The sequence below is a fragment of the Allobosea lupini genome, assembly GCF_900109525.1.
Taxonomy (GTDB): domain Bacteria; phylum Pseudomonadota; class Alphaproteobacteria; order Rhizobiales; family Beijerinckiaceae; genus Allobosea; species Allobosea lupini.
Genome location: NZ_FOAN01000004.1, coordinates 23,715 through 40,767 on the forward strand (window position 1 = coordinate 23,715; position 17,053 = coordinate 40,767).

General features: G+C 68.6%; 18 protein-coding genes. 5 read left to right on the forward strand and 13 right to left on the reverse strand.

Translation table 11 applies throughout. The features are described from left to right. The 4 genes from BMZ21_RS12770 to BMZ21_RS12785 all read left to right on the forward strand — a co-directional run bounded on the left by BMZ21_RS12770 (position 1) and on the right by BMZ21_RS12785 (position 4,036). The gene (locus tag BMZ21_RS12770; RefSeq protein WP_244543832.1) at positions 1–1,413 is read left to right on the forward strand and encodes an FAD-binding oxidoreductase; all 1,413 of its coding nucleotides are present in this window, start codon (positions 1–3) and stop codon (positions 1,411–1,413) included. A gap of 260 nt (positions 1,414–1,673) precedes the next feature. Beyond that, positions 1,674–2,723 (forward strand): tonB-system energizer ExbB, encoded by a 1,050-nt coding sequence (exbB, locus tag BMZ21_RS12775; RefSeq protein ID WP_091834505.1) that lies wholly within the window; start codon positions 1,674–1,676, stop codon positions 2,721–2,723. A gap of 3 nt (positions 2,724–2,726) precedes the next feature. After that, positions 2,727–3,179, forward strand: a complete 453-nt coding sequence (gene exbD / locus BMZ21_RS12780; RefSeq protein ID WP_091834508.1) for a TonB system transport protein ExbD — start codon at positions 2,727–2,729, stop codon at positions 3,177–3,179. After that, positions 3,176–4,036: an energy transducer TonB gene (locus BMZ21_RS12785; protein WP_091834511.1), complete on the forward strand. Its 861-nt coding sequence runs from the start codon at positions 3,176–3,178 to the stop codon at positions 4,034–4,036. The genes exbD and BMZ21_RS12785 overlap by 4 nt, the downstream gene beginning before the upstream one ends. 9 nt (positions 4,037–4,045) lie before the next feature. On the opposite strand, the gene BMZ21_RS12790 is transcribed toward BMZ21_RS12785, so the two are convergent. Further along, a complete protein-coding gene (locus BMZ21_RS12790; RefSeq protein WP_091834514.1) occupies positions 4,046–5,344 on the reverse strand; it encodes an alpha/beta hydrolase in 1,299 nt (432 codons plus the stop codon). Positions 5,345–5,429: 85 nt separating this feature from the next. Next, positions 5,430–6,197 carry an SDR family NAD(P)-dependent oxidoreductase gene (locus tag BMZ21_RS12795; RefSeq protein ID WP_091836004.1) on the reverse strand — a complete coding sequence of 256 codons (768 nt, stop codon included), beginning with the start codon at positions 6,195–6,197 and terminating at the stop codon, positions 5,430–5,432. 202 nt (positions 6,198–6,399) lie between these two features. Between BMZ21_RS12795 and BMZ21_RS12800 the strand changes: the two genes are divergently transcribed. Next, positions 6,400–6,681, forward strand: coding sequence for a sulfite exporter TauE/SafE family protein (locus tag BMZ21_RS12800; RefSeq protein ID WP_143079700.1), 282 nt, complete (start codon positions 6,400–6,402; stop codon positions 6,679–6,681). Here the strand turns inward: BMZ21_RS12800 and BMZ21_RS12805 are convergent. From BMZ21_RS12805 to BMZ21_RS12850, 11 genes are all read right to left on the reverse strand, one after another. After that, on the reverse strand, positions 6,662–7,510 hold the full coding sequence (locus BMZ21_RS12805; protein WP_167561629.1) for a GNAT family N-acetyltransferase: 849 nt from the start codon (positions 7,508–7,510) through the stop codon (positions 6,662–6,664). The two genes, BMZ21_RS12800 and BMZ21_RS12805, sit on opposite strands and share 20 nt — an antisense overlap. 10 nt (positions 7,511–7,520) lie before the next feature. Then, complete coding sequence (locus tag BMZ21_RS30365; protein WP_167561630.1) at positions 7,521–8,042, reverse strand: hypothetical protein; 522 nt, start codon at positions 8,040–8,042, stop codon at positions 7,521–7,523. 12 nt (positions 8,043–8,054) lie between these two features. Beyond that, entirely contained in the window at positions 8,055–8,984 is a 930-nt protein-coding gene (locus BMZ21_RS12810; protein WP_091834522.1) for a nucleoside hydrolase, read from the reverse strand. A 1-nt stretch (position 8,985) separates the two neighbouring features. Further along, the gene (locus BMZ21_RS12815) at positions 8,986–9,747 is read right to left on the reverse strand and encodes an ATP-binding cassette domain-containing protein (protein WP_091834526.1); all 762 of its coding nucleotides are present in this window, start codon (positions 9,745–9,747) and stop codon (positions 8,986–8,988) included. Between the two features lie 184 nt (positions 9,748–9,931). Beyond that, positions 9,932–10,873 (reverse strand): sugar ABC transporter substrate-binding protein, encoded by a 942-nt coding sequence (locus tag BMZ21_RS12820; RefSeq protein WP_091834529.1) that lies wholly within the window; start codon positions 10,871–10,873, stop codon positions 9,932–9,934. 33 nt (positions 10,874–10,906) lie between these two features. Then, complete coding sequence (locus BMZ21_RS12825; protein WP_091834532.1) at positions 10,907–11,848, reverse strand: ABC transporter permease; 942 nt, start codon at positions 11,846–11,848, stop codon at positions 10,907–10,909. Between the two features lie 2 nt (positions 11,849–11,850). Next, a complete protein-coding gene (locus BMZ21_RS12830) occupies positions 11,851–12,630 on the reverse strand; it encodes an SDR family NAD(P)-dependent oxidoreductase (protein WP_167561631.1) in 780 nt (259 codons plus the stop codon). 121 nt (positions 12,631–12,751) lie between these two features. Beyond that, positions 12,752–14,296 carry a xylulokinase gene (locus tag BMZ21_RS12835; protein ID WP_091834538.1) on the reverse strand — a complete coding sequence of 515 codons (1,545 nt, stop codon included), beginning with the start codon at positions 14,294–14,296 and terminating at the stop codon, positions 12,752–12,754. A 31-nt stretch (positions 14,297–14,327) separates the two neighbouring features. Continuing rightward, positions 14,328–15,629 (reverse strand): NAD(P)/FAD-dependent oxidoreductase, encoded by a 1,302-nt coding sequence (locus BMZ21_RS12840; protein ID WP_091834541.1) that lies wholly within the window; start codon positions 15,627–15,629, stop codon positions 14,328–14,330. Positions 15,630–15,640: 11 nt separating this feature from the next. Next, positions 15,641–16,372 (reverse strand): amino acid ABC transporter ATP-binding protein, encoded by a 732-nt coding sequence (locus BMZ21_RS12845; RefSeq protein ID WP_091834544.1) that lies wholly within the window; start codon positions 16,370–16,372, stop codon positions 15,641–15,643. Beyond that, complete coding sequence (locus BMZ21_RS12850) at positions 16,369–17,031, reverse strand: amino acid ABC transporter permease (RefSeq protein WP_091834547.1); 663 nt, start codon at positions 17,029–17,031, stop codon at positions 16,369–16,371. Before BMZ21_RS12850 ends, BMZ21_RS12845 begins: the two co-directional genes overlap by 4 nt. Positions 17,032–17,053: the final 22 nt, after the last annotated feature.

A 17,053-nucleotide genomic window follows, 5' to 3' on the forward strand; every position in this document is an offset into this window, starting at 1 on the left:
GTGAGTTCCCTCGACGACCTGCGCGCCCTGCTCGATCCGGCCGCCATCGTCACCGATCCGCAGGCGATGGCGCCGCACCTGACTGACTGGCGCGGCAAGCATCGCGGCGCGGCGCTCGCGCTGCTGCGCCCGCGCAGCGTGGAGGAAGTCTCGACCATCCTGCGCTGGGCCAGCGCGACGCGCACGCCGGTCGTGCCGCAGGGCGGGAATACCAGCCTGTCGGGTGGAGCGACGCCGGACGCCTCGGGCAGAGCCGTCCTGCTTTCCCTGGCGCGCCTCAACCGGATCAGGACGATCGAGCTTGAAGGCGACACGCTCGCTGCCGAAGCCGGCTGTATCCTTGCCGACGTCCAGCAGGCCGCCGCTGCGCATGATCGGCTGTTCCCGCTCAGCCTCGGCAGCGAGGGCTCCTGCCAGATCGGCGGCGTGGTCGCGACCAATGCCGGCGGCATCAACGTCATCCGCTACGGCACGGTGCGCGATCTCGTGCTCGGCCTCGAATACGTTCGCGCCGATGGCGCCGTGATCCACGGCCTCAAGCCACTGCGCAAGGACAATGCCGGCTATGCGCTCAAGGAGCTGGTGATCGGCTCGGAAGGCACGCTCGCGGTCGTGACCGCGGCGACCTTCAGGCTGTTTCCAAGGCCCCGGGCGAGCGCAACGGCACTCTGCGGCCTCGCCAGCCCGGCGGACGCATTGCGGCTGCTCGCTTTGCTGAGGCAGAGCGCAGGCGAGCGCATCTCCAGCTTCGAACTGATGTGCGACGCCGAGATGGGCCTCACCCTCGACCTCGTGCCCGGAACGACCCTGCCGCTCGACGAGCGCCATGCCTGGTACGTCTTCATCGAGCTCGGCGGCAGCGATCCGAACAGCCCTCTCGATGAGCTGCTGACGCGCGTTCTGGCCACCGCGCTTGAACAAGGCGTGCTCCGCGACGCAGCGATCGCGCAGAGCGAGGCGCAAGCCAAAGCGATCTGGCATCTGCGCTTCGCCGTCGCGGAAGCCAACCGCCGCGCCGGTCCGATCGTCTCGCACGACACCAGCGTCGCGGTCGCCGACGTCCCGGCCTTCATCGCGGCGATCGAGGCGATGGCTGCCGAGCGCTTTCCGGAGGCGCGCGCGCTCTTCGTCGGCCATGTCGGCGACGGCAACATCCATGTCGTCCTGCGTCTTCCCAGGCAGACGCCGGCGGAGCAGCTTGCGGATATCGGCCATGCCGTGAATGCGGAGGTCTTCGCGATCGTCAGCCGTTTCGGCGGCAGCATCACCGCCGAGCACGGCATCGGGCGTAGCCTGACCGGCATGCTGGTACGGCATGCACAGCCGGAGGCGCTGGAGCTCATGCGAGCGGTCAAGCAGGCCTTCGACCCGCTCGGCATCCTCAATCCCGGCGCGGTCCTCGCGCAGAGGTGACCCCGCTCGCGGCCCAGCGAAGCGCCGGTAATACGCGAGCCGTTCGCGACCAAGAGCATCGGGCGAGTTACTTTAGAAGACATATAAACTATTGTATTTGCTAAACAATTCGCTCTGGTTTAACTGCTTGGGACGATCGCGGGACGAAGTGCTCAGTCGGCCTCGTCGCTCGATCGCCCGGAACCGCTTCGACGGACGCGGCTCCGTTCTGACAGCGCTCCCGTCAAGGAGGGGCGCCACAAGACCACGGACCCAATTCGATGCAGCGTTTGATCGGCACAGTCCTGCTCGCGACGGCCATTGCCGTCACCCCCATGACGGGCTTCGTCGTCCTGGCTCAGACCACCCCCGCCGAGCCCGCGCCGGCGCAGCAGAGCCCATCCGGCGCTCATGGCGGCGGGCTGCCCGCTCCCGCAAACTCGAACCCCGCACCAGCTGCTGCTCCGAGTGGTCAGGCCGCGCCTGTGTCTCCGAACACCGCTGCGCCAACCGCTGCTGCGCCTGGTCAGGGCGCCCCTGCTCCGGCCCCTGTCCCCGTCGCAGGGCAGGCCACGCTGCCGCACGACCTGTCGCCCTGGGGCATGTTCATGGCGGCCGATATCGTCGTGAAGGCGGTCATGCTCGGCCTCGCCTTCGCCTCGCTGGTGACCTGGACGATCTGGCTCGCCAAGGCGCTCGAGCTCGCCGCTGCCAAGACGCGGGCGCAGCGGGCCGTGCGCCGGCTGGAAGAGGCCGTCAGTCTCGACGAAGCCGCGCGCGCGATCGCCGGCCGCAAGGGACCGGCCCGCGGCACGGTCGCGGAGCTGGTCGGTGCCGCCCAGAGCGAGCGCCAGCGCTCCGACGATCTCGGCGAGGACGGCATCAAGGAGCGCGCCGCGATTGCGCTGTCGCGGATCGAGGCCAGGGCTGGCCGCTCGATGGCGCGCGGCACAGGCCTGCTCGCCACCATCGGCTCGACCGCCCCGTTCGTCGGCCTGTTCGGCACGGTCTGGGGCATCATGAACTCGTTCATCGGCATCAGCCAGTCGAAGACGACGAATCTCGCCGTGGTCGCGCCAGGGATCGCCGAGGCGCTGCTGGCGACCGCGATCGGCCTTGTCGCGGCGATCCCGGCCGTGATCATCTACAACGTCTTCGCCCGCGCCATCTCCGGCTACCGCGCCACGCTCTCCGACGCCTCGGGCGAGGTGCTGCGCCATCTCTCGCGCGATCTCGAGCGGGCGCGCCGCCAGGCGGCCCAGCAAGTTCGCGCCAATCTGCATGCCGTGCCGGTCCAACCCGCCGCCATGCCGCGCGTCCCGGCGGAGTAAGCCATGGCGGTTTCGCTCAAGGAACCCCAGGACGGCGATCTCGGCGAGGTCAGCGAGATCAACGTCACGCCGTTCATCGACGTGATCCTGGTGCTGCTGATCATCTTCATGGTCGCAGCGCCGCTCTCGACCGTCGACGTCGCGGTCGACCTGCCGGTCTCGAACGCCCAGCCGCAGCCGCGGCCGGACAAGCCGGTGTTCCTGACTGTGAAGCAGGACCTCTCGCTCGCGCTCGGCAACGACACCGTGCCGCGCGAGTTGCTGCAGGCCACCCTCGACCGCCAGACCAACAATGACCGCGAGCAGCGCGTCTTCCTGCGTGCCGATGGGGCTGTGGCCTATCGCGAGCTGATGGAGGTGATGAACCGGCTGCGCCAGGCCGGCTATCTCAAGATCGCGCTGGTCGGGCTGGAGGATACCGGCCAAGGCGCCGCGCAAGGGGCAGGCAGGCCATGATCTCGCCCGCGCCGGATCGCCGCTGGCTCGCCGTGCTGCGCTGGGGCGTGGCTGCAATTGCCGTCGCCGCCGCCCATGGCGGTGCGGCCTGGGTCGGCGTGAACTGGCGCCCGACGGAAGCCGCCGCCGGCGCGCCCGAGCCGGCGGTGATGATCGAGCTCGCCGCGCTCTCGGTCGCGCCCGAGGCGCCGCCGGAGGACCTGCCGGTCGCAGAACAGCGGGCAGAGCCGGAACCGCCGCCGCCCGAGCCGGTCAAGGAGACGCCGCCCCCGGAGCCCGAGCCGGTTCCCGAACCGATGCCGGTCGAGCAGCCGGAGATCAAACTGCCGGAGCTGCCGCAGGTCCCGAAGCTCGACGCCGTGCTGCTGCCGCCTCCACCGGAACTGAAGCCGGTGGAGAAGAAGCCCGAGCCAAAACCGAAGCTCGTCGAGAAGAAGGAGAAGCCGAAGCCCAAGCCCAAGATCGTCGAGCGCAAACCGGTCGAGCAGCGGGCCAAGGAGGCTGTGGCGCCTAAGCCGTCGGAGCAGCGCGCCTCGGCGCCGACCAGCGCTGCGCAGGGCACCGCCAGTCAGCCGACGGTCTCGACGGCGTCCTGGCGCGGTTCTCTGATCGCCCATCTCAACCGCTACAAGCGCTTCCCAGGCGGCGCGAGCCCGGGCACGGTCCAGGTCGCCTTCGCGATCGACCGCAGCGGCAATGTCCTATCCTCGCGCGTCGTCGGCTCGTCCGGGGATTCGGCGCTCGACGCCGAGGCCGCGGCGATGATCCGTCGCGCCAGCCCGGTTCCTGCCCCACCTGCGGGCGTCGGCGGTGGCGGAGCGATCTCGCTCTCGGTGCCGGTGCGCTTCAGCCGGTAAGGCTTCGGGTCAGCGCGGGGCGCCCGGGTTCTGGAACGGCGAGGTAACCGTGTCGCCGACAGCGGCTCCGGTGTCCTGGATATTGTTGCCGAGATGCTCGAACCTGTCGCCGAGATTGCGGCGAGCCTGCGAATCGACCACCGCGACCGGGGCGGAGACGACGATGCCGGCGGCGGTGCCGACTGCGGCTGCAGCGCTGCCGGTGACCTCGATCAGCCGATCGCCTAGGCCAACACGGGAATCGGTGATCGGCTGGCCGTCGACGAGGCGCGTGCCGATCAGCTTCACCACCTCGGGGCTCTCGGCGAATTTGCCGTGGTTCAGCCTGTCGCCGGTGCGCAACTTGGTCAGGTTCAGGACCGTGATCTTGTCCTTCTCGAACTCGCTCTTGTAGGGCTCGACATCGGGATCGACGGCGCCCAGACGATCCTTGTTGCCCCAGACCCGGCGCGAGACCGCGAGCGCGCGGTCGTCCTGCGAGACGAAGAGGGTGAATTTCGGCCGCCGCCCGGTCATTTCCGCGATCTGCGTGCGGAAGACGTCGGCATCGACATCCGGCGAGGCGAGCATGACATTGGCGATCTTCGGCGGGATGCCGCGATTGCGCACCGCCATCTGGGTCAGCGATTCCAGCGCGACCCAGTTGCCCATCGAATGGGCGAGCAGCGAGACCTCGCCGATGGCCGGATCGCGTGCGAGGTTCTGCAGCAGGTTTTCCAGCGCATTACGCGAATAGGTCGCGCTCTCGCGGTCATAGCCATAGGCGAAGAGCGAGCCGCGCGAAGGCCAGGTAAACAATACCGGCACGACATCAGCGTCGGAATCATGGACGATCTGCGCGAAGCGGTAGACCGCATCCTCGAAGCGGTTGTTGAAGCCGTGGACGAAGACCATCACCCGGCGCTTCGGCACGCGCGAGACCCGCTCATGCAAACGCGCCAGACCCGTCTTGGCGTCGAGCTTGTCGACCTTGAGGGTGACGAAATCGGTCTCGGGATTGCCCGGCAGCCGGCTCGGCCACTGGACTTCTCCGATCTTACGGCGGCTGTCTGGCGGCAGCGAGATCGTCATCTCGACGAAGGACGGCTTGCCGCGCTCGCCGGAGTAGAGCACGCCGGCATCGGGATCAGCCGCGCGCGTCGTCGCGACCAGCATGGTGACCTTGCTGGCGCCCGGCACGGTGGAGGCGACCGGCATTAGCACGCCCTTCACGTCGCCGGCGCAACCGGCGAGGAAAATCGTCATGGCCGCGGCCGCGAGGACGCGGCGGGTAGCCGGCGTGGGCAAGTCTTTGCGGCGGATCGGCATCACGGGCTACCCAGCTGCGGCACGGCGCCCAGACCATGCTGGCGCGCCGCCCGCTACGTCAAGGACGCCGAAGCCACAGTTTCGGTCAGACCATGTACTGGCCGCCATTGACCTCGATGGTCTGGCCGGTGATGTAGCCGCTCATCGCCGGGCTGGCGAGGAAGAGGAAGACGCCGACATTGTCCTGCGGCGTGCCGACGCGCTCCATCGGGACCGTCTTGCGCATCGCCTCGACCTGCTCGGCCGTCGAATAGCGCTCATGAAACGGCGTCATGATCACGCCCGGCGAGACGCCGTTGACGCGGATACCGAAGGGCACGAACTCCTTGGCCATGCCGCGGGTCAGGTTGAGCACGAAGGCCTTCGAGCTGGCATAGAGCGAGGAGCCCGGGCCGCCGCCATTGCGCGCCGCGATCGAGCTCAGATTGATGACGCTCGCCCTGCTGCCGGACTTCTTCAGGTAGGGCAGTGCCGCCTTCGAGGCCATCACCACAGAGCGGACATTGAGGTCGACGACGCTGTCGAAGAACTCGTCCTCGATCTCGGCGATCGACGTGCGCTTCACCAACGCGCCGGCATTGTTGACGAGGACATCGAGCCCACCCAGCTTGTCGGCCGCCTTGTCGACGAGAGCGACCGCCTGCTTGCTGTCGGCGACATCGGCCTGCAGCACATGCGCCTCGCCGCCAGCCGCCCGAATCTCGGCTGCGACGGCGTTCGCTTCGGCCTCGCTCGACTTGTAGTGCACCACGACCCGCATGCCGTTGGCGGCATAGGCTTTGGCAACCGCCGCGCCGATGCCGGTGCTGGAGCCGGTGACCAGGGCGCGCAGCCCCTTGAGATCCTCGAGCATCATTCCTCCCTTTGGATTCAGGTCTAAATCGTTTCAGGGCCGATCTTGCGCGACGCGAAGCCGGTCCACCAGCGCCAGTTCGGCAACCCCGCCATTCCCGAACGATCGTTCAGAGGAACTTGGTCATCGCCTTGAACTCGGCGAGCAGCCCGCGCGCCTCGTCCGGAAGACTGCCGGCCGCTTCCTCCAGGCAATGGCCGATATGCTCCTGGATCAGGATCTTACGAGCGGCGCCGTGCTGGTGCTGTGCTTCTCGATCGGTTTGGCGATCACGCTGGTCGCGGTCGGCGTCGCCGCCTCGCTCAGCCTGCGCGCCGTCGAGAAGCGCTCGACATGGCTGTCGACGGTCGCAGCGCGGGCGCCCTATTTCTCCGGCCTGCTGATCGTGCTGGTCGGCCTCTATACGGCCTGGCACGGCTGGAGCGGGCTGCAGGCGCAGCTGCCGCGCGCCGCGGCGATACTGCTCAGCCCATCGCCTGGTTGACCAGCGCGAAACGATGCGCCGGACCGGGCGCGGCCGGCGCGGCGCCGCGTGCCATCACTACGCCGGAGGCGACGAGCGGTAGGCCGCATTCGCTCAGCCAGGCGCCGAGGCCGCTGCGGGCGGGCACGTCGATGCGGACGAAATCACCGCGGCGCGCCGTCAGCAGCGCCGCGATCAAACTGCAGGCGGCGGCGTCATCGACCGCCGCGACCGGGCCGATCAGCCAGCCGCGGCCATGGCGGCGCAGAAAGCCGAAGCCGGCCGGCGCGCCATTGCGCTCGATCAGGATCGCATGGCCCCGCGTCAGAAGCGCCTCGAGGACGGGTGCACGCGGTAGGCCGGTCGCCTCGCCGTCGAGCTGCGCCAGCAGCGGCAGATCGGCAGCGGCGGCCGGGCGCATGATCTCGTTCGCCGCGAGAACGGGCGCCGCGAGTTCCGGCCAGTCGCCCTGATGCTGGCGGACCTCGTCGATGGCGATGAAGCCGTAGCGGGCATAGAGCGGCTCGCCCTGCGGCGTGGCGACGAGACCGAGCGTGCGCCCCTCCGTCGCCGCGATCAGCCGCTCGACCAAGAGCTTGCCGATGCCCTGGCCTTGTTGGTCCGGGGCGACGATGATCGTGCCGAGCGTCGCATGGCTCGCACCGAAACCCCACCAGAGCCCGACAGCGACGACCTCATCCTCGATCGACAAGGTGAAGCCCTGCCCCAGCGACAGCGCGAACTCCCAATCCTCGCGCCGATGCGGCCACCCGACCGCGTCCGAGAGCCGCCAGCAGGCCTCGGCATCGGCGAGGCTGGCCGGGCGGAGCGTCAGCTGGAGCGGCTGCATCGGCCGGCCCTCAGCGGCAGAACCCGGCGCAGCCGGACTGCCAGAACGGCGCCTGCCCATCGAGCTCCGGCATCGAGGGGCGCGGCTTGGCACCCGGGAGATCGGTGGGCACCGGCACGACCAGCTCCCACCAGCGATGGGCACATTGCGAGCGGAAGGCCATCTGGTCGCTGATCGAGGTGTTCTCGCGCGCCAGCACCGCATCGAGCGCGTCGCAGGCGCGGCGGAGCGCGGCGTCGTTCCCGTCACCGGGCTCGTTGGCATAATCGTGGAAAGCGGCGGTGAAGGCTTCCATCTCGCGGGCGATATGCGGCCAGTCCTGACGGCCGAGATTCCAGGCGTCCATCCATTCGCGCACCACCGTCTCGACCGCCTCGGCCTTCGGCTTGCCGGCCACCTTCCGCGCGGTCGTCAGCATATGGCGCATCAGTTCAGCGCGGGCGTGGAGCTGGCGGGCGGCGAGCGCGGCCGTCTGCATGGCCAGAATCGCGCGCTCAGCTTCGAGCTGCAGCTCCTCGACGAAATGGGCCATTTCCGCCTCCAGTCAGGGCAACGTCGCGAGCCGGTCGAACAGGCGCTGGAACAGCGCGTCCGCCTCGACGCTCGCGACGACATGGGCATTGGCCGGCCGCTTGAGACGGCCGTTCCAGTCGATCGTGGTGCGGCCACGCAAGGGGCCATCGCCAGTCTCGACCTCGACGAAACAGTCGCGCCCCGTAAAGAGTTCCGGCCAGAGCAGGAAGGCGATCACGCAAGGGTCGTGCATCGGATGGCCGGCGGTGCCGAGCCCGCCGGGTCGCGGACGGGTCAGCATGCCGTGGACGACCTTGCCGACCGCGTTGCCGAACGTGAGCAGGCGCGCGACCTGTTCATGTGAGGCGACCGCTTGATGCGTGACGCCGAGCCCGAACATCACGATCGGCCGGCCGCAACCGAAGACGATCGCGGCGGCGTGCGGATCGACATGCACGTTGAACTCGGCCGCCGGGGTGATGTTGCCGAGCGCCAGCGCCCCGCCCATCAGCACGATGCGCTTCACCTTGGGCAGCACGTCCGGCGCCAGCCGGAAGGCCAAAGCGAGATTGGTCAGCGGGCCGAGCGGGCAGAGCGTGACGCTGTCGTCGGGCGCCGCGCGCAAGATCGCGATCAGTGCGTCGACGGCATGGATTGGGCTAGCTTTGCCGCGAGCCGGCGGCAGGTCGGCGCCTGCCAGCCCATCGGGTCCGCAGACGAATTCGGCGGTCGAAAGCGGGAAGAGCAGCGGCCGGTCGGCCCCGGCATGGACCGGCACGTTCTCACGGCCGGCGAGCTCGCGGATGCGCAGCGCGTTCGCCGTGGTCAGCGCCAGCGGGACATTGCCGGCGACGGTGGTGATCGCCCTGACGTCGAGTTCCGGGCTGGCGAAGGCGAGCAGCAGGGCGACCGCGTCGTCCTGGCCGGGATCGGTGTCGATGACGATCGTTTCGCCGGCCATCTCAGGCCGCCCTGGCGTTGCCGGCCATGATCATGCGGCTGAGATCGTCGGCGGAGAGGTCGCCGAGCGGCTGGTCGACATATTTGCGGCCAGCGCCCATGATCACCACCCGGTCGGCGAGCGCGACGACATCGCGCATATTGTGGCTGATGAGCAGCACCGTCCTGCCGTCGGCCTTGAGCTTGCGGATCAGGTCGAGGACGAGGGCGGTTTCCTTCACGCCGAGCGCCGCCGTCGGCTCGTCCATGATGATGATCTCGGCCTTCCAGCGCAAAGCGCGCGAGATCGCGACCGCCTGGCGCTGCCCCCCCGACAGCCGCTCGACCGGCCGGTCCATGTCCTCGACCGTGACCGAGAGCTGCTTGAGGAAGCCGCGCGCCTCCTGCGCCATCCTTTTCTTGTCGAGGACGCGCAGGAAGGGCAGCAGCAGCGGCCGCGTCAGCTCCGAGCCCATGAAGACGTTCTGGGCAATCGAGAGCCGCGGCGCCAGAGCGAGGTCCTGGTAGATCGTCGCGACGCCATGGCTCAGCGCATCATGCGGCGAGGCGAAGACGACGGTCTTGCCGCGCATCTGGAGCGTGCCCGAGGTCGCCTCCTCGGCCCCGGAGATCACCTTGATCAGGCTCGACTTGCCGGCGCCGTTGTCGCCGCAGATGGCGACGACCTCGCCGGCAAAGATGTCGAGATCGACCTCGCGCACCGCCACGACCGGGCCGTAGCTCTTGCCGATGCCGCGAAGCGAGAGAAGAGGGGTGGCGGTCATCGGGAAGCTCTCCTTCCTTCTCCCCTCGGGGGAGAAGGTGGCAGGGCGCAGCGCTGACGGATGAGGGAAGTCAGGCGCGAGCCGACTACCATCGTACCCAGTCGTACCGCCCTCATCCGTCTGCTTCGCAGACACCTTCTCCCCCAAGGGGAGAAGGGATGCGCGCTTGGGCGGAGCGACGGTTTCACTTCAGGAACTGCTGGACGTTGTTCTTGTCCACCAGGACCGCGTCGGTGAAGAGATACGGGCCCGAAGTGATCGTCTCCTTCGGCTTCTTGTCGACGACGATCGCCTGGATCGCGTCGACCGCCTGCTTGCCCATCTCCTCGAACGGGATCGAGACGGTGGCGGTGAAGGTCGAGGCCGGGTCGGCGATGCGGGCATAGGTCTCCTTGCCGCCATCGACCGAGACCAGCGGGATCTGGCCCTTCTTGATCCCTTGAGCCTGCAGCAGGTCGTCGATGATGTAGGCCTGGCCGTCGAACGAGGCCCAGATGCCGTTGATCTTGCCCTGGTTCTGCAGCAGCAGCGCCTGCATGCCGGCGCGGACATCGTCGCGCCAGCTCTGGGTGCGGGCCATCGAGAACTTGCCGAGCTCCTTCACTGCCTGGTTCTCGGAAAGCACAACGTCGAGCAGCTTGCCGCGGATACGCGAGGCGACGTTGAGGTCGAAGCGGGCGGTGACGATGTTGCCCTGGTAGCCGAGCTGGCCGAGCAGATAGAGCGCGGCCTCGGCACCGACCTTGTACTCGTTGGTCTGGATATCGAAAAGCGCATGCGGGCTTGAACCCGACTGCACTGTGATGACGGGGATCTTGGCGTCCTTGGCCGCCTTGAACTGGGCGTCGGCCTCGACCGGCTTGCCCATGGCGATGATGATCGCATCGACCTTCTTGGCGATCAGCGCGTCGAACTGCTCGGCATGCTTGGGCAGCGCCCCTTCCGAGTTCAGCAGCGTGACGTTCCAGCCCTTGGCCTTGGCTGCCGCGGCGGCGGCATTGGCGACGCGGGCATGCGTCTCCGACGAGAACTGGAAGCCGATCACGCCGAGCTCGAAGGCCCCAGCCCCCTGAACCATCGCGACGACGGCGGCCGCCGCCAGCAGAACCTTCCTCAAACCGACCATGACGACCTCTCCCCTCGTTGTCGTTGTGAACTGTCAGACCTTGAACGCCGCCTTCTTCAACGCGCTGGCCGAGAAGGCGACCGAACCGATGATGATGACGCCGAGAACGATGTCCTGAACGTAATAGGCTGCGCCCATCAGCACCAAGCCGTTGCCGAGCACCTTCAGCACCAGAGCGGCGAAGACCGTGCCGGGAATGTTCGGCTTGCCGGGCTCGAACATGGTCATCCCCAGCAGCACGGCGGCGATGGCATAGAGCAGGTAGTCGCCCGCCATGTTCGGCGCGGCGGAGGACAGGTTTGCGGCGAGCAGCACCGCGGTGATTCCGGCGCAGAGCCCGGTCAGCAGCAGGCCGATGCGCTTCATCCTGCTGGTGGCGATGCCGGAAAGCCGGGCCGCCTCGTCAGCCTCGCCGGTCGCGACCATATGGGCGCCGGTGCGGGTCCATTTGATCAGGCCATAGGTCAGGAGCGTGACCGCGGTGAGCCAGAGCACGAGATTGGGGATGCCGAAGCTGTAGCCGCGCGCCAGCCCGGTAAAGCCGGTCGGCCAGCGCCCGACGAAGGCGACGCCCTGCGTGATCATGAAGGCGAAGCCCTTGGCGATCGCCGCGATGCCGAGCGTCATGATCAGCGAGGGCACGCGCAGCACCGTGACGCCATAGCCATTGGCCGCGCCGCAGAGGAGCCCGACCAGCAGCCCCGCTGTGACGGCGAGCGCGGGATGCTGCTGTCCCTGGATGAGCCAGCCGGTGACGACGGCGGACAGGCTCGCGACCTCGGCGATCGAGAGGTCGAGTTCGGAGACGATCAGGGCGAGCGTGAAGCCGAGCGCCAGGATGGCGAGGAAGCTCGTATCCTTCAGCACGTTGATGACGTTCATCGTCGTCGCGAAGTTCGGCGCGAAGGCGACGAAGAAGACGATCAGGACGAGGCCGGCGAGCGCGGTGCCGTAGCGGCCGATGATCTCGCGCATCGTCAGGCGTTTCCCTTGGCGATCGCCGAGATCGGCGAGAGGATCTCGATGCCGCCGGTGACCGGGATCAGCGCGCCGGTGACGAAGGCCGCCGCCGGCGAAAGCAGGAAGGCGATGACGCCCGCGACATCCTCGGGACGGCCGAGCCGCCCGAGCGGGGTACGCTGCGAGGCTCCTTCGACCAGCGCATTGAACTGACTGGCGAAGCCGCCGCGCACCATCGGCGTGTCGATGATCCCCGGCGCGACCGCGTTGACGCGGATGGCATGGCGGCCGAGCTGCTGGGCCATGCCGTAGGTCAGCGTCGCCACGCCACCCTTGGCCGAGCCATAGGCAAGGTTCGCCCCGCCATTGCTATGCGCGATCGACGAGATGTGGACGATCGCCCCGCCCTCGCCCTGCTCGATCATGCGCCGGGCGGCAGCCTTGGAGACGCGGAAGACGGCCGACAGGTTGATGTCGACGAGCTTGTCCCATTCCTCGTCCTCCATCTCGACCAGTGGCACCGGCCGCGAGGCGCCGGCGCCGGTCACGAGATTGTCGAGGCGGCCGAAGCGCTCCACGGCCAGCTCGACCAGCGCACCGGCGAGATCACGGTCCCGGACATCGCCGGTCATCGCGGCGACGTCGGCGCCTTCGGCCTGCAAGCGATCGGCGAGCTCGACCAGCGGGTCGGCCTCCAGCCCCGACAGGACGAGCCTATGCCCGGGAGCCAGCGTCATTGCGAGCGCACCGCCAATGCCGCCGGAGGCGCCGGTGATCAGGGTGACGGGCTTGGGCATCAGCCGGCCTTGTCGACGACCGGGAAGAGACGAAACGCGACGGCGCGGCAGGAACGCGGCATGGACCTCTCTCGGGAGATTTGTTCCATCTGGGTAAGGCGCAAGCGCCCCAGCCGCAACGTCAATCGGCGTGCAGGTCTGCGGCCGCAGACGCATGGCGCGCGAGACCAGCGAGCGGCTCACCATCCTGCGCAGCAACGACGAGATCGCGGGAGATCGGCGCCAGCGCCATCTCGGCCCGGCGGAACAAGGCGAAAAGCGCATCATAGGCCGGCTTGCGAGCGGGATCGGGCTCGAAGCGGCGGGCGACCGTGACGAGCGCCTGCTGGGCTTCAGCAAGCGAGCCGAAACGGCCGAGCCCCGCGAAGGCGATGATCGCTGCGCCGAGCAGACCGGGTTCCTTCGAGGCTGCCACGACGACCGGGCGACCGCAGAGGTCGGCCTTGATCTGGCTCCAGACCGGATTGGCGGCGGCCCCACCGCCGAAACGGATTTCGCTCGCAGCGCTGCCGAGCGCGGCTTCGGCCCGTTCCAGCACGATCCGGTTGAGGCAGGCGACGCCCTCCAGCACCGCGAAGGCCAGGTCGGTCGGTCCATGCCGGCGATTCAAGCCGACGAGCGCGCCACGCAAGGACGGGTCCCAATAGGGCACGCGCTCGCCCTGGAGATAGGGCAGAAAGAGCAGCGGCTGCGGCTGGCGCGACCCTGAGAGCAGCGCGTCGATCTCCTGTCCGACGGCTGCGCCATCGCGGCCGAGCAGCGCCAGCAGCCAGGAGACGGTATCGGCGCCGGTCTGGCTGGGGCCGCCGAGCTGGAACAGCCCGCGCCAGTCGACGGTGAGGAGGCCTTCCGCCCGTGCCGGTTTGCGGCCGACCACCCCGAGCACCTCGGTGGTGCCGGAGATGTTGTAGGCGAAGCCGTCGCGCATGGCGCCGAGGCCGACCACCGCCGCCCAGGTGTCGTTCGAGGCGCAGAACACCGGCTTGCCGGCGAGACGATCGAGCGGCGCGGGCAGGCCGTGCTGGACCGGGCCGACCTGCTCCCAGGGCTCCAGCATCGCCGGCAGGATCGCAGCCGGGATGCCCACAGCCGCCAGGAGATGGCTGCCTTCATGCCAAGCTGCCGCGGCCAGCAATCGCGCCATCGAGACGGGGTCGCTCGCCTGCCGGCCGGTCAGGCGGAAGTTCAGGTAGTCCTTCGGCTCGAGCAGGCAGGCGAGTTTGCCAAAAACCTCCGGCTCCTGCTCGCGCAGCCAGGCGAGGCGCGCCAGCGGATGGAACGCGTTGACCCCGGCGCTCTCCGGATGGGCTGCGTCGAGCGCCTCACGCAAGCGCCCCGCAAGCGCGTCGGAGCGCGTATCCTTCCAGGTCATCGCCGGGCGCAGCGACCGGCCGTCCTTGTCGAGAAAGATCTGCGTACGGGTGACCCCGCAGATTGCGACGGCGCCGATCGCCTCGAAAAGCGCCGGCGCTTCGGCCGCCAATGCGATGCAGGCTTCTACGAGAAGTTTCCACCAGGCTTCGGCGTCGATTTCCGAGGCGCCTGAGAGATCATCGCGGCTCGCCGGCCCGGCAATGGCGTGCTGGGCGCGGATCGCGCCGGTGTCATCGACGAGGGCGGCGCGGAAGGAGGTGCCGCCGAGATCGCAGGCGAGGACGATGCTCATGTCCCCGCCCTGCGTCAGTAACCAGCGCAGGTCAAGCGGCGCGGTCCTTCATGCCGCCATCGGTCAGGCGATACCAGGCGATGATGGCGGAGACGTAGAGTTCGTTCAGCGCGTGCAGTGGCAGCGGCGTGATCGGCACGACCGGGAACGGCAGGCTCGCTTTGTCGCCGGTCGAGAGATAGAGCGCCATCGCCCGGCCCATCGCCGTCTGCAGGCCGACGCCCCGGCCCATGCAGCCGATGTCGACGAGCAGGCCGGGCTCCGGCTCGTGCAGATGCGGCAGGAAATCGCGGGTCAGCGCGACGCGGCCGCACCAGCGATAGTCGAAGCTTAGGCCCTTGGCCTGCGGGTACATCTTGCCGATGACACGCTCCAGATGAGACCAGTCGGCGGCGTCCCGCGGCTCGCGGAAGGGGCCGCGCCCGCCCATCAGCAGGCGATTGGTGTGGTCCTTGCGGAAATAGAGCAGGAGTTGGCGGGTGTCGGAGGTGACCTGCCCCCCCGGCAGGATCGTGCCGGCGATATTGTCGGAGAGCGGCTCGGTCGCGACGATGAAGGAGTTCGGCCGGATCACCGTCTGGCGCAGCTTTGGGATCAGGTCGCCGGTATAGCCGTTGGTCGCGATCACCACGCGCGGCGCAGTGACGCTGGCGCCCTGCGCGGTGCGCACGACCCAGTTGCCGCCATTGCGGCGCAAGTCGGTCACCGGGCTCTGGCCATGGATCGCGGCCCCCGCCTTCTGCGCCGCACGGGCGAGGCCGCGGGCATAGGCGAGCGGCTGGACGCCGCCGCCGCGCGGGTCGAGCCAGCCGCCGAGATAGCGGTCCGTACCGATCAGGCGGCCGACCGCATCGGCGTCGAGGAAGCGGGCGGCGATGCCGCGCATCGCCCATTCGTCGGCCCGGCGCTTCACCGTCTCGACCATGGCCGGCGTATGCGCGCCCTGGATCCAGCCGGCGCGGCGATGCGGCACCTCCATGCCGTGCTTCTCGATCAGCCCGAAGACGAGATCGGCGGTCGAGCCGACGAAGGAGACCAGGGCCGCGCCCGCTTCGGTCCCATATTTCGAGACGATCTCGCTGGGGTCGTATTTGATGCCGGGGATGACCTGGCCGCCGTTGCGGCCAGACGCGCCCCAGCCCGGCTCGCGCGCCTCCAGCACGACGACGGAGACGCCGGCTTCGGCGAGATGCAGCGCGGTCGAGAGGCCGGCATAGCCGGCGCCGACGATGCAGACATCGGCGCGGGCATCGCTCGCGAGCGGCGGCGTCTGCGGCGCTACCGGAGCCGTCGCATGCCAGAGCGAAGGCTGCAGCGGAAAAGGCTCGGCCATCTCGATATCTCCTAGATCGGCTTGAGCACGCGGCGCAAAAAATCCTGCGTGCGCGGATTGCGTGGCGCGCTCAGCACCTCGCGGGCTGCGCCTTCCTCGACGATGACGCCGCCATCGAGGAAGAGGACGCGATCGGCGACTTCGCGGGCAAAACCCATCTCGTGGGTGACGACCAGCATGGTCATGCCCTCCTCGGCGAGGCTCTTCATCACGCCAAGGACCTCGCCGACCAGTTCGGGATCGAGCGCCGAGGTCGGCTCGTCGAACAGGATCGCCTTGGGCTGCATGGCGAGCGCCCGGGCGATGGCGACACGCTGCATCTGGCCGCCCGAAAGCTGGGCTGGATACGCCTCGAACTTGTCGGCGAGACCGACGCGGGCGAGCAGATCGCGGCCGCGCGCCAGCGCCTGCGCCGCCGGCTCCTTCTTCACATGGATCGGACCCTCGACGACGTTCTCGAGCGCGGTCCGGTGCGGGAACAGGTTGAAGCGCTGGAACACCATCGCCATGGCGGTGCGGATGCCGACGATCGAGCGATCGGCGCGGTCGACCTTGGCACCATCGACCGTGATCGCGCCGCCGTCATAGGATTCGAGCCCATTGATGCAGCGCAGGATCGTCGACTTGCCAGAGCCGGAGGGGCCGATCAGGCAGACGACCTCGCCACGCTGGACGCTGCCGGTGATGCCTTTCAGCACCTGATGGGAGCCAAAGCTCTTGGTGACGCCGGAGAGCTCGATCATCGCCTGGCTCCCTTGCCGAAGCGGCGTTCGAGCCAGCCGACGAAAGCGATCAGCGGCAGGCTCATCGACAGATAGAGCAGCGCCACCAGCGTGTAGACCGTCATGTTCTTGAAGGTCGAGGACGCCAGCAGCGACCCTTGCAAGGTCAGCTCCGCGACGGTGATGGTCGAGGCCTGCGAGGAATCCTTCAGCATCATGATCATGATGTTGCCATAGGGCGGCAGCACGACCTTGACCGCCTGGGGCAGGATCACCCGGCGCATCATCAGGAGCCAGCCCATGCCGATCGACTGCGCCGCCTCGACCTGGCCGTGGTCGATCGCCTCGATGCCGGCACGGAAGTTCTCGGCCTGATAGGCGGAATAGGCGATGCCGAGGCCCAGGATCGCCGCCTGCAGCGCGCTCAGCGCGAGGCCGAACTCCGGGAAGACGAAGTAGATGTAGAAGAGCTGCACCAGGATCGGGATGCCGCGCAGCGTGTTGACGACGAGCTTGGCGACCAGCACCAGCGGCGCCACGCCCGAGACGCGCATCAGGGCCCAGACCAGGCCGAGCACGGTCGATAGCGCCAGCGAGCCGAGCGTCACGAGGACAGTGAACTTCAGTCCCTGCAGCAGCAGCGGCAGGAACTGGGCGGCATCGCGCAGGAAGGATTGCATCACAAGGTCAGCTTCGACGGGG